General features: G+C 53.5%; 11 protein-coding genes and 2 pseudogenes. 6 read left to right on the top strand and 7 right to left on the bottom strand.

The window, feature by feature from the left end; all coding sequences use genetic code 11:
* Positions 1-5 precede the first annotated feature (5 nt).
* The gene (gene chvE, locus RAE19_RS09445; protein WP_313876211.1) at positions 6-1034 is read right to left on the bottom strand and encodes a multiple monosaccharide ABC transporter substrate-binding protein; all 1029 of its coding nucleotides are present in this window, start codon (positions 1032-1034) and stop codon (positions 6-8) included.
* Positions 1035-1228: 194 nt separating this feature from the next.
* On the opposite strand from chvE, the gene RAE19_RS09440 reads away from it, so the two are divergent.
* A complete protein-coding gene (locus tag RAE19_RS09440; protein WP_313874643.1) occupies positions 1229-2203 on the top strand; it encodes a LysR family transcriptional regulator in 975 nt (324 codons plus the stop codon).
* A 12-nt stretch (positions 2204-2215) separates the two neighbouring features.
* Here the strand turns inward: RAE19_RS09440 and RAE19_RS09435 are convergent, their stop codons facing one another.
* Positions 2216-2992, bottom strand: a complete 777-nt coding sequence (locus RAE19_RS09435; RefSeq protein WP_313874642.1) for an SDR family NAD(P)-dependent oxidoreductase — start codon at positions 2990-2992, stop codon at positions 2216-2218.
* Positions 2993-3127: 135 nt separating this feature from the next.
* Here RAE19_RS09435 and RAE19_RS09430 point away from each other — a divergent pair, with 135 nt between their 5' ends.
* The 3 genes and pseudogenes from RAE19_RS09430 to RAE19_RS09425 all read left to right on the top strand — a co-directional run.
* The gene (locus RAE19_RS09430) at positions 3128-4852 is read left to right on the top strand and encodes an IlvD/Edd family dehydratase (RefSeq protein ID WP_313874641.1); all 1725 of its coding nucleotides are present in this window, start codon (positions 3128-3130) and stop codon (positions 4850-4852) included.
* 100 nt (positions 4853-4952) lie between these two features.
* A pseudogene (locus tag RAE19_RS19435) lies at positions 4953-5363 on the top strand (MCP four helix bundle domain-containing protein); the annotation flags it as partial.
* A 66-nt stretch (positions 5364-5429) separates the two neighbouring features.
* A pseudogene (locus RAE19_RS09425) lies at positions 5430-6350 on the top strand (methyl-accepting chemotaxis protein); the annotation flags it as partial.
* A gap of 263 nt (positions 6351-6613) precedes the next feature.
* Here the strand turns inward: RAE19_RS09425 and infA are convergent.
* Positions 6614-6862, bottom strand: coding sequence for a translation initiation factor IF-1 (gene infA, locus RAE19_RS09420; protein ID WP_087495722.1), 249 nt, complete (start codon positions 6860-6862; stop codon positions 6614-6616).
* 455 nt (positions 6863-7317) lie between these two features.
* On the opposite strand from infA, the gene RAE19_RS09415 reads away from it, so the two are divergent.
* Positions 7318-8106 (top strand): glutamine amidotransferase-related protein, encoded by a 789-nt coding sequence (locus RAE19_RS09415; protein ID WP_313874640.1) that lies wholly within the window; start codon positions 7318-7320, stop codon positions 8104-8106.
* Here RAE19_RS09415 and RAE19_RS09410 read toward each other — a convergent pair.
* Entirely contained in the window at positions 8103-8588 is a 486-nt protein-coding gene (locus RAE19_RS09410) for a HugZ family protein (protein ID WP_313874639.1), read from the bottom strand. The genes RAE19_RS09415 and RAE19_RS09410 overlap by 4 nt on opposite strands.
* 228 nt (positions 8589-8816) lie before the next feature.
* On the opposite strand from RAE19_RS09410, the gene RAE19_RS09405 reads away from it, so the two are divergent.
* Positions 8817-9299, top strand: coding sequence for an Lrp/AsnC family transcriptional regulator (locus RAE19_RS09405; protein WP_313874638.1), 483 nt, complete (start codon positions 8817-8819; stop codon positions 9297-9299).
* Positions 9300-9304: 5 nt separating this feature from the next.
* Here the strand turns inward: RAE19_RS09405 and minE are convergent, their stop codons facing one another.
* Genes minE through minC form a run of 3 tightly spaced genes read right to left on the bottom strand, consistent with a single transcriptional unit; the run spans position 9305 to position 11181 of the window.
* Positions 9305-9565: a cell division topological specificity factor MinE gene (gene minE, locus RAE19_RS09400; RefSeq protein ID WP_313874637.1), complete on the bottom strand. Its 261-nt coding sequence runs from the start codon at positions 9563-9565 to the stop codon at positions 9305-9307.
* A 4-nt stretch (positions 9566-9569) separates the two neighbouring features.
* A complete protein-coding gene (minD, locus tag RAE19_RS09395) occupies positions 9570-10385 on the bottom strand; it encodes a septum site-determining protein MinD (protein ID WP_313874636.1) in 816 nt (271 codons plus the stop codon).
* 31 nt (positions 10386-10416) lie between these two features.
* Positions 10417-11181 carry a septum site-determining protein MinC gene (gene minC / locus RAE19_RS09390; protein WP_313874635.1) on the bottom strand — a complete coding sequence of 255 codons (765 nt, stop codon included), beginning with the start codon at positions 11179-11181 and terminating at the stop codon, positions 10417-10419.
* Positions 11182-11453: the final 272 nt, after the last annotated feature.

The following is an 11453-nucleotide window of genomic DNA, read 5'->3' as shown; positions in this document are numbered from 1 at the left end:
AAAGATTACTTCAGCTGCTCTTCTTTGATGTAACCGCTACCTACCAATACTTGCTTGTAGTTGGACAAGTCCACAGCCACAGGCTTGAGCAAGTAGGAAGGCACCACCTTGACCTTGTTGTTATAGGTCTTGGTGTCATTGATTTCAGGCTGCTTGCCGGACATGACTGCGTCCACCATGTTGGCAGTTACCTTGGCCAACTCGCGGGTGTCCTTGAAGATAGTGGAGTACTGTTCCTTGCGAAGGATGGACTTCACAGAAGGTACTTCCGCGTCTTGGCCGCTCACGAAGGGCATAGGTTGGGCCGCAGTGCCGTAACCGACGCCTTTGAGTGCGGAGATGATGCCGATCGAGAGGCCATCATAGGGCGACAGTACTGCGTGGACTTTGTCCTTGCCGTAGAAAGCGCTCAACAGGTTTTCCATGCGGGACTGGGCCACTTGGCCGTCCCAACGCAGGGTTGCCACTTTTTGCATGCCGGTTTGCTTGGAGCGAACCACCAACTTGCCGGACTTGATGTACGGGTCCAACACGGACATAGCGCCGTCATAGAAGAAGAACGCATTGTTGTCGTCAGCAGAGCCACCGAACAATTCGATGTTGAAAGGCCCTTTGCCCTCTTTCAGACCCAATGCCTTTTCCAGAGACTGTGCTTGCAGCACGCCCACTTGGAAGTTGTCGAATGTGGCGTAGTAATCGACGTTTTTAGAACCGACGATCAGGCGGTCATAAGAAATGATCTTGATGCCCTTGTCAGCGGCTTTTTGCAGCACGTTGGTCAGGGTGGTGCCGTCGATCGCGGCAATCACCAACACCTTGGCACCCTTGGTAATCATGTTTTCGATCTGGGCCAACTGGTTGGGGATGTCGTCCTCTGCGTATTGCAGATCGGCCTTGTAGCCTTTGGCAGCCAAAGCGGCAACCATGCTGTTGCCGTCGCTGATCCAGCGGGTAGAGCTCTTGGTAGGCATGGCTACGCCGACCAGGCCTTTGTCTTGTGCTTGCACTGCGGTGGTGCCAAAGGCCAGACCCATTGCAAGGCTTGCTGCAAGTACCTTGAGGGTGGTTCTACGTGCTGTCATGGAATGTCTCCTGTGTTTGATTGCTTCTGTCAGATACGTCTTCGCCTTTTCGGCTCAGGCGGCAAATCTTACTGACCACATTGATTTATTTCCAATATAGTTTGAGGCTTATTTGATATGTAAACGCAGATTGGTGCTAACCCTAAATGACGAATTACACCCATTGGTTCTTACGTGCAAGGCTCAAAACTAGGCAGCTTTTGCTATTGGTCGCATTGGCAGAGGAGGGCAACATCCACCGGGCGGCGCAAGTGCTGAACATGACGCAGCCCGCTGCGTCTAAATTACTGAAAGATTTGGAGGACGTGCTGGGAGTGTCGCTGTTTGAGCGGTTGCCCCGCGGCATGCGCCCGACCTGGTACGGCGACACCATGATTCGCCACGCACGTGCTGCCCTTGCGAGCCTGAATCAGGCCCACGAGGAATTGCAGGCCGCCAAAAACGGACAGTTCGGGCAAGTAAACATTGGCTCCATCACCGCACCCGGATTGGCGCTTTTGCCACCGACAGTGGCAGCAGTCAAACAAGCCCACCCGAACCTGCAGATCACCATCCAGATCGAACCCAGCAATGTGCTGATCGAAAAACTGAACCGTGGCACCCTCGATATCGTGGTCGGCCGCTTGTCACCCGAGCACGACAAGGCGGCTTTGCGGTACGAAATGGTGGCCGAAGAACCCATTTGTGCAGTGGCCCGCCCCGGGCACCCTTTGCTGACCGCCATCAAACCAAGCCTGGATGATGTCTTCAAGTTTGGCTGGATCTTGCCCCCGGCGGGCAGCATGTTGCGCCACCGGTTTGACCTGATGATTCAGGAGCTCGGGCTGGAGCAACCATCGAACAGCGTAGAGACCAGCGCGCTGCTGTTCATCAGCAAAATGATGCAGCAGAGCGACATGGTGAGCGTGATGGCGGTAGACGTCGCCCGGTACTACGCCAACCACGGACTGATGTCGATTTTGCCGGTTGCTATGCCTTGTGAGATGGAGCCCTTCGGGTTCATCACCCGACGGGACCGGCTTTTGTCGCCCGCCGGCGAGGTGGTTTTGCGAGCGCTGAAAGCCTCTGCCATGACGGTCTACGGCAAAGCTTTCAGCGTGGAGCCCAGCGCAGCGGTCTGAGCCCTGCGGGGCTTAGTTCCAGCCTGCGTCGACTTTGAATTCCTGGGCGGTGCACATGGCGCCGTCGTCCGACGCGAGGAACAGGACCATGCGCGCAACATCAGATGGTTGAAGCTTGTCCGGCAAACACTGATTGCGCTGGATGTCGGCTTCGCCTTCGGCATTGAGCCACATGCTGATCTGGCGCTCTGTCATCACCCAGCCGGGCGACACGGTATTGATGCGGATGCGATCAGCGCCCAGGCTATCTGCCAAACCCCGGGTCAAGCCGTTCACAGACGATTTGGCAATCGCGTAGCAGGGGTAGCCGCTCCCTTTGGTTTGCCAGCCGGTGGAGCCGAGATTGATGATGGAGCCGCCACCGAGCCGCTTCATACCGGGCACCAGAGACTGAATCGCAAAAAATGCCGGGCGCTGATTGACCGACATGCGCTCATCCCAATATTCGGGGGTCACCGATTCCAACGTATGGCGATCGTCACGCGCCACATTGTTCACCAATACCGAAAAGTCACCCAGTTCGCGGGCGGCATCGTGGGTTGCAGCCTGGAGCGCCGCCACATCGCGCACGTCACAGGTGCGCCACCAGATTTTTGCCTTGCTGCCATTTGCCAGCTTCGCCGCTAGTGCGCGGCTTTCCGCCTCGGCTACGTCCACAAAGGCCACATGGGCACCTTGCTCCACAAAGGCGGCGACGATGGCAGCGCCGATACCGGTGCCACCACCGGTAATGAAAACGTTTTTACCTTCCAGACTGAGATAACGGGCGAGTTTTGTGGGGTCTGACATCATTTTTTCTCAAATTTGATTGCAATATAGATATATGAACTGTCTCTAAATTCATTTTCTATTATCACTGTGCATTGTTACCATGCCTGCTGTCAAGAACCGGAGGCACTGCCTCCACCTATAAAGAGGCAAACCATGGATTCCGAAAAACCCCCATTTCGCCGCAGCCAAGCATGGTTCGGCCGCCAGGACCGCGATGGTTTTGTGCACCGTAGCTGGATCAAGAACCAAGGCTACCCCCACGACTTGCTGGATGGCCGTCCGATCATCGGCATTTGCAACACCTGGAGCGAGTTAACTCCTTGCAATGGCCACTTCCGTGAGTTGGCGGAATTCGTCAAGCGCGGAGTGTATGAGGCCGGCGGTTTCCCGCTCGAGTTTCCAGTGATGTCTCTCGGTGAAACCCAACTGCGCCCCACGGCCATGTTGTTCCGCAATCTGGCATCGATGGATGTTGAAGAAAGTATCCGTGGCAACCCGATTGACGGCGTAGTGCTGCTCATGGGTTGCGACAAGACAACCCCCTCTTTGATGATGGGTGCAGCCAGCTGTGACCTGCCGACCATCGGTTTGTCGGGCGGCCCCATGCTTAACGGCAAGTTCCGTGGGAAAGATGTGGGCTCCGGCACAGGTGTCTGGCAAATGTCGGAAATGGTGCGCGCCGGTGAGATGACGATGGCGGAGTTTTCGTCTTGCGAGAGCGACATGCACCGTTCTAGCGGCACCTGCATGACGATGGGAACTGCGTCCACCATGGCCAGCATGGTTGAAGCGCTGGGCATGGCACTGCCTGAAAATGCAGCCATTCCTGCCGCGGATACACGCCGCAAACGCCTGGCCCAATTGACAGGCCGCCGCATCGTAGAAATGGTCAAGCAAGACATCAAGATGTCGCAGATCCTGACGCGACAGGCGTTTGAGAATGCGATCCGCACCAATGCGGCTATTGGGGGCTCCACCAACGCAGTCATTCACTTGTTGGCAATTGCCGGACGCATCGGCGTCGATCTGAAGCTCGAGGACTTCGACAAGCTGGGCTCCGAAGTCAACAACATCCTGAACCTGCAACCGTCGGGCAAGTACCTGATGGAAGATTTTTGCTACGCCGGCGGCTTGCCCGCCGTGATGCGCGAAATTCTGCCGATGCTGCACGGGGATGCGCTCACAGTAAACGGAAAAACCATCCGCGAAAACGTAGCCAACGCCCCTTGCTACAACCGGGACGTGATCAAAACCGTCGACGATCCTTTCATGCCGGCAGCCGGCATTGCGGTGGTCCGTGGCAATTTGGCCCCTAATGGCGCCGTGATCAAACCATCTGCAGCGTCCAAACATTTGCTGCAACACCGTGGGCCCGCCGTGGTGTTTGAATCGATTGAAGAATTCCACGCCAAGATTGATGACCCGGACTTGGACATCGATGAAAACAGTGTCATGGTGTTGAAGAACTGTGGCCCGCGCGGTTACCCCGGCATGGCGGAAGTGGGCAATATGCCCCTGCCACCCAAGGTGCTCAAAAAGGGCATTACCGATATGGTCCGCATTTCCGATGCGCGCATGAGTGGTACCGCTTACGGCACGACGGTTTTGCACACCTCTCCGGAAGCGGCAGCTGGCGGCCCGTTGGCCGTCGTGCAAAACGGCGACATGATTGAACTCAATGTACCGGAGCGCAAACTGCATCTCGAAATTTCGGACGAAGAACTCGCGCGCCGCTTGGCCCTGTGGAAATCGCCTGAAAAGCCGAAACGCGGTTGGTACAAGCTCTATGTCGAGACCGTACAGCAAGCGCACTTGGGTGCTGACCTAGACTTTTTGGTGGGCGGAAGTGGAGCGGCTGTTCCGCGCGATTCCCACTAAAAATTGCCTACTGTTTGAAGCCTTGAAGGCCCATAGCGACGGAATCACCGTTGTTATGGGCCTTTTTCGTCGTTGCGACGCTTGCTAATTTGGCCCTGCTATCACTACCAATTGGCTACCCACTATCGGCCTGATGGGAGATGTCAAAGCGGGCTTGGCGGATTTGCGGGCATGGGAAAGCCAGCACGTGCTCAACACCGATGAAGGTGCCATAGAGCGCATCGACAAGTTGGCTTCGCAAGCAGTAGCGACCGTCGAGGCCACACGCCAGGAATACGGCAAGCTGGTGAACGAACCTGACGAAAAAGCCCTGTTCGCTGATTTGGAAACAGATTGGAAAGCGTATGAGGCACTTCATGCGCAGTTGATAGACATGTCCACCAAACGCGAAAAGTTTCCGGCCCGCGAACTGCTGGAGGGAGACAGCAAAGTCTTGTTTGACAAGATCATTTTCACAATCAAAAAGATCTCGGAATACAACCAAACCGGTGCGACGACGGCCAGCAGCAAAACCGAGAAAAGCTTCCATACCGCGCGTGTCTCTATGCTCACGGCCTTGCTGGTGGGTGCGATCGCTGCAGTTTTCGCCACCTTGTGGGTCACAAAGTCGGTGACCAGGCCCATATCGACGGTGATCGATTTGGCTGACAACATCGCAGACGGTGATTTGTCTAAGACCATCACCGTGGATTCGATGAACGAGACAGGTCAACTGCTGGCTGCGTTACAGCGAATGCAAGCCAAACTGGCCAGCGTCGTCTACCAAGTGCGCTCAGGCTCCGAATCCGTCGCCACCGCCAGTTCTGAGATTGCCCAAGGCAACCATGATCTGAGTACCCGCACCGAAAAACAAGCCAGCGCCTTGGAAGAAACCGCAGCTTCTATGGAAGAACTCGACTCCACCGTCAAACAAAACGCCGACTCTGCCCGCCAAGCCAATCAGTTGGCCATGAATGCGCCTACCGTGGCTATTCAAGGTGGAGAAGTGGTGGAGACGATGAAAGGCATCAACGAGTCCAGCCGCAGAATTGCAGACATCATCAGCGTGATTGACGGCATCGCTTTCCAGACCAACATTCTGGCCCTGAATGCCGCGGTCGAAGCGGCCAGGGCCGGTGAGCAGGGAAGAGGCTTTGCGGTGGTAGCTTCCGAAGTCCGTTTACTCGCCGGCCGCAGCGCCGAAGCCGCCAAAGAAATCAAGAGTCTGATCAACGCCAGTGTGGAGCGGGTAGAGCAGGGCAGCAGCCTGGTGGACAAGGCCGGCGAGACCATAACCGAAGTCGTCAGCAGCATCCGGCGGGTGACCGACATCATGGGAGCCATCAGCGCGGCGAGCTCTGAACAGAGTGCCGGTGTCTCCCAAGTCGGAGAAGCGGTTACCCAGATGGACCAGGCTACCCAACAGAACGCCGCTTTGGCGGAGGAAATGGCGGCCGCAGCCAGCAGCCTGAAAAGTCAGGCCAATGACCTAGTACAGGTGGTGGCAACCTTCAAGTTATGAGCCAAATCAGGTCCTAGCTCTCATGAAATCTGCGCGAAATGCTATCAAATCAGGAGCAAATTGGAAAGGGGATTCTACGGTGAACATAGCCTTGAATCCGTAGACCAGGGCATTGCACCCGGTCGAGTATGGGTGAGGGCCCATACGAATTCATGCTTTTGCGCTCCTCCACCAATCAAAATGGACAGAGACACAAAAGAACTGAAGTACCGGCCTGAACGCTCCAAAAAGCGCTTTGCGGCCGGTTCCTTTTGCGCTGATCAGCGACGTGGGGTCATCGGGCCGCGGCCTTCGATGTGGCGGAAGTTGATACGACCCTTGCTCAAGTCGTAAGGAGACAATTCCAGGGACACACGGTCACCCGCCAAAATGCGGATGTGGTTCTTGCGCATCTTGCCCGCCGAATAAGCGATCAGCTGGTGACCGTTATCCAGAGTCACGCGAAAACGCGTATCGGGCAGAACTTCGTTCACTACGCCCATCATTTCAATCAGATCTTCTTTAGCCATATAACGTCCTCTGAACTTATGTATTACCGGGGACCGACAAGGCCAGAACCCCAAGATTGCTTGATGCGATTGCAGCGACTGCAGCTGCATCCAGCGTGAAAAATTTGTCGTGATTGCGCATGATTCGATCGGTTGATGCGTTAACGCTCACGATCGGTACTTGTGCAGCTGCCTTCCAACACAATGTGACTGGATGCGGGCAACAATGCGGTGTTTGCCGGTGATGACTGGATGCAAATCGTCAATCTAATTTCGGTTCTGAATCAATAAAATACAAACACGCTGGCCACAGCAGAGGCAAAGTGCTCACGAGGAGAAAAGCTGCCGGTTCGTGGAATCTATCGCTGCAAGTGGCTTTATTGGAGCCGGATTGGACTCTCCACAGCCGGGAGAATTGTGTTTTTGCATCACGCATTCACACTGCCAATCGCTTTTTGGCGACTCGCTAATGTAGCATGGAGCGCTCAAAAGCGATATTCGGCGGCGATTCCCGGCCGATTGGGTGTGGTTTTCTTAGTGAAACAGCGACAGGCGAGATGATGAAAATTTGTATTCTGGACAACGACACAATCGACGAAGCACTGGTTCCAACCTATCGTAGCTACGGCGCGATGCTGGAAAAGGTTTTGCGTCAAGCGGGCGCAACAGACTGGGCGATGGATCATTTCAGCACGCCCCTCCAGCAATACCCTGCCTCTTTTGACGATTACGACGCTGTCTTGTTAACTGGCAGCAAAGCCGATTCATTTTCTGATGAAGCTTGGGTCGTCGAGCTGCGTCGTCGGCTTACCGAACTCCTGAAAACCGACACCAAATTGCTGGGTATCTGTTTTGGCCATCAATTAATTGCTTATTGTCTTGGAGCCAAGGTGGCAAGGGCTCCTCAAGGCTGGGTGACTGGTCGCAACACCTACCAGTGGCATGACGCAGATTTCGCAGCTAGTGGCCGGGAGCAGTTTGCCTTGTTGGCAAGCCATCAAGATCAAGTTCTGGAGTTGCCGGAAGGTGCTCGCCTACTAGCCAGCAGTGACCGCTGCCCGATTGCGGCGTACGCGAAAGGGGATGAGGTGCTGTGCATACAGCCGCATCCGGAGTTTGTGGAAGATTACAGCGCCTATCTGCTGAATAAACGCAAACACGTCTTGGGCGAAGCCCATTACGCAGAGAGTATGGAGAGCTTAGAGCACGGACATGAAGGCCAGGACTTTGCCAGAGTGATGGTCAAGTTTATTGAACAAGCCTAATCTGGGACAACAGCGCCCATCCATTGCGAAAGTTCAATTTTTCGGGCTGCCCCAAAGCCTGAAATCAGGCGTACGGATCGTGGAACCAGACGTACCAGTGAAAAATCAGTGAAATCGGTCATGAATGCCATGTCCGGAAACCGGTTGGTATAGATTTCTTTCGTTTGCCCATAGAGTGCCGCATCATGGTCCACAAAACTAGCCTCCACTTGCAGTGAGACGCGAGGCAGCGCATGAACGCCTGTGCCGGCTTGTTCTGGCTGCATGACCATCAAGCCAGCTGATGCTTGTTTTCTCAAGTTGGCTGTATGCGTGGACAAGGTACTTACATGGATAACCAAATGACCCGTTTCGCGATCCAGGGCAAACGGCACCATCGATACCTGTGGACCCGCGTGTTCGTCCACGGTCCCCAAGGCAGCAACCCGTTGCTGAAACAGTAGATTTTGCAAAACTGTCTGGTAAGGAGCTTGTTCAGTCATGCTGACATCCTAGCGGCAAAAAAAATGCCCTGACTCCGGGTGGAGGTCAGGGGATTTTTTATGGGTCATCCGGTTTGCAAATTTCCCGAAAAAGCGATCTTGATCGGATCACTTTGTTCAACAGGATCGTTGTTCAATCCATGGCTAAAGTGTAAAACTGAGGGTGAGTCAGGTTATAGCGTAATTGCAGAGATTTCGTGTACTAATGGCACAATATTTCAATAATCAATGAAAAATTGGAATCCAATGAATATAGATCGCTATGACCAGCAAATTTTGGAAATTCTCCAAGTAGATGGCCGTATTGCCAATCAAGACCTTGCGGACCGCATTGGTTTGTCTCCATCACCGTGTTTGCGCCGCGTCCGCGCTTTGGAAGAGTCTGGTTTGATTCTGGGGTACAGGGCGATGCTGGACGCCAAAAAGCTGGGCCTATCACTGATAGCGCTCGTACACATTTCCATGGATCGGCACACACCGGAGCGTTTTGCCAACTTCGAGGCCAGTGTTGCAGTCCTGCCGGAAGTGTTGGAGTGCCTGTTGATCACCGGACAGGATGCGGATTACCAGATCAAAGTCGCCGTCAAGGACATGGACCATTACCAAGCCTTGCTGCTCAACAAGCTCACCCGTATCGACGGCGTTACCGGTGTGCACTCCAGTTTTGTCTTGCGCCGCGTCATCGACAGAACCGCTCTGCCGGTGACTTGAATCGCTTAACGAGCGTCAGGCAGTTCGATCTTGACTTCCAAAACCTCAAGATTGTCCTGGCGCTCCAGATGCACTTTGATGTCATCCGGATTGATATGGATGTATTTGCTGATAACGGCGACCAAGTCACGTTGTAACGCAGGCAGGTAATCCGGTTCGGCGGCATTGCGGCCGCTGCGTTCGTGGGCAAGAATAATTTGCAAACGCTCTTTGGCAACACTTGCAGTTTTTTTCTTTTCACCAAGCAAAAAGGAAAGAAGTGACATGGCCTTACTTGCCTCCAAACAAGCGTTTCAGCAGACTTTGTTTGGGTGCTTCTGTAAAACGCATCGGCTTGTCAGTGCCCAAGAAACGGTCAATCACGTCTTTGTAAGCCTCTGACACATCACTGCCTTGCATGTGAACGGCAGGAACACCCTGGTTCGATGCCTGCAAAACAGACTCGCTCTCGGGGATAACGCCGATCAAAGGAATACGCAAGATGTCCTGGATATCGTCCAAGGACAACATTTGTCCTTGATCGACTCGCGCAGGGTTGTAGCGGGTAATCAGCAAATGCTCTTTGATGGGCGTTCCGCCTTCCATGGCGCGTTTGGTCTTGCTCGACAGCATTCCCAAAATACGATCGGAATCCCGGACAGAAGACACTTCAGGATTGGTAACCACCAAGGCTTCATCGGCAAAATGCATCGCCATGAGTGCACCGGTTTCAATACCGGCGGGTGAATCGCACACGATGAATTCGAAATCCAAAGCGGATAAATCCTTCAGGACTTTTTCTACGCCTTCCTGGGTCAGTGCATCTTTGTCCCGGGTTTGCGAAGCTGCCAGGATGTAAAGGTTGTCGCACTGCTTGTCTTTGATGAGCGCCTGGTTCAGGTTGGCTTCTCCCTGAATCACATTGATCAGGTCGTACACCACGCGGCGTTCGCAACCCATGATCAGATCCAGATTCCGTAAACCCACGTCAAAGTCGATAACCGCTGTTTTTGCGCCCCTCATCGCCAGACCTGTTGCAAAACTTGCGCTGGTCGTTGTCTTTCCAACGCCCCCTTTACCTGATGTGACAACAATGATCTTGGTCATGAAAAGCTAATCTTTCAAAAGGTGTGGAACGTTAAGCCTTGAGGGCTTCAATCAGTAATTTTTCTTGTCCATCTTCGCTCAAGCGAATCTGGGCGGTTTTCCCGTGGATGTCTTTGGGTAAAGGATTTTCGCTGGTGCGGTACACCCCGGCGATAGACACCAGTTCAGGTTCCAATTGCAAAGCAAAGATTCTCGCTTTGGTGTTTCCACGCGCACCTGCCATGGCTTTGCCACGCAAGGGTGCATACACATGAATGTTACCGTCAGCGACCACTTCAGCGCCTTGGTTGACGATGGCCAACACCACAAGATCGCAGCCTCTTGCATAGACTTTTTGTCCAGATCGCAAAGGCTTGTCGACCACCATCGTTGAAGGCCCGGGTACTTCCCGGATGACTTCTTGAATAACGGTTTCTTTGGCTGCGACCGGTCTGGTAACTTGTTTGCTCACTTGCACGTCTTGTTCAGCTTCTGCTAAACCGGCTTTCAGGCCGAACTCTTTCCATGCAGGGTGACCTCCACGGACAGCAACAGGCGTCAAACGACAGCTTTTGAGAAATGCAGTGAATTTCACAAGATCCCGTGGCTGCTCATTGTCGGGAACCTGTGAGAAATCAATGACTAACGCATCGTTGTCAAAAAAATCAGGTGTTTCACCTGCAGGTCCAAAAGCTTTCGCGAGTTCTTCTGACAACGCTTCCAAGTTTGCGGACTTCACCAGCAAAGCGACCAGATTCATTTGAGCGCTTTTGATTTCAAACGTCTGACGCGTTTGCGCTGCAGGAGTAGCTGGCATGGAGGGTTGTAGGTACTGAACGGATTCGAATACGCAAATCTTACTTGATCGATGGTGCGGTTTGAGCGGATTCGGTCACGAAATTTCAGATGTACACAAGTTTTTTCCGTAAAAAAAAACGAGCTCAAAAAAGTGGAAAAAAAGTTCCTTGCTATTGTCTTAATTCTTTAAATTCAAAATAGTAGTAGTAGATAAGGATTGCCCCCTTCTGTGGATAAGTAAATTTTCACTATATGAATCAATAACTTACGGTCTTCTCACTCTTGTGCGTG

The organism is Rhodoferax potami, assembly GCF_032193805.1.
Taxonomy (GTDB): Bacteria; Pseudomonadota; Gammaproteobacteria; order Burkholderiales; family Burkholderiaceae_C; genus Allorhodoferax; species Allorhodoferax potami_A.
This window is presented reverse-complemented; position numbering and strand designations above follow the sequence as displayed.

Excerpts from the sequence above, each read along its gene's own strand:
- RAE19_RS09415 (WP_313874640.1), top strand. The coding sequence starts at position 7,318 with ATGGAGCGCTCAAAAGCGATATTCGGCGGCGATTCCCGGCCGATTGGG.
- minC (WP_313874635.1), bottom strand. The coding sequence starts at position 11,181 with ATGCCAGCTACTCCTGCAGCGCAAACGCGTCAGACGTTTGAAATCAAA.
- RAE19_RS09405 (WP_313874638.1), top strand. The coding sequence starts at position 8,817 with ATGAAAAATTGGAATCCAATGAATATAGATCGCTATGACCAGCAAATT.
- minE (WP_313874637.1), bottom strand. The coding sequence starts at position 9,565 with ATGTCACTTCTTTCCTTTTTGCTTGGTGAAAAGAAAAAAACTGCAAGT.
- RAE19_RS09430 (WP_313874641.1), top strand. The coding sequence starts at position 3,128 with ATGGATTCCGAAAAACCCCCATTTCGCCGCAGCCAAGCATGGTTCGGC.
- minD (WP_313874636.1), bottom strand. The coding sequence starts at position 10,385 with ATGACCAAGATCATTGTTGTCACATCAGGTAAAGGGGGCGTTGGAAAG.
- RAE19_RS09440 (WP_313874643.1), top strand. The coding sequence starts at position 1,229 with ATGACGAATTACACCCATTGGTTCTTACGTGCAAGGCTCAAAACTAGG.
- infA (WP_087495722.1), bottom strand. The coding sequence starts at position 6,862 with ATGGCTAAAGAAGATCTGATTGAAATGATGGGCGTAGTGAACGAAGTT.
- chvE (WP_313876211.1), bottom strand. The coding sequence starts at position 1,034 with ATGGGTCTGGCCTTTGGCACCACCGCAGTGCAAGCACAAGACAAAGGC.
- RAE19_RS09435 (WP_313874642.1), bottom strand. The coding sequence starts at position 2,992 with ATGTCAGACCCCACAAAACTCGCCCGTTATCTCAGTCTGGAAGGTAAA.
- RAE19_RS09410 (WP_313874639.1), bottom strand. The coding sequence starts at position 8,588 with ATGACTGAACAAGCTCCTTACCAGACAGTTTTGCAAAATCTACTGTTT.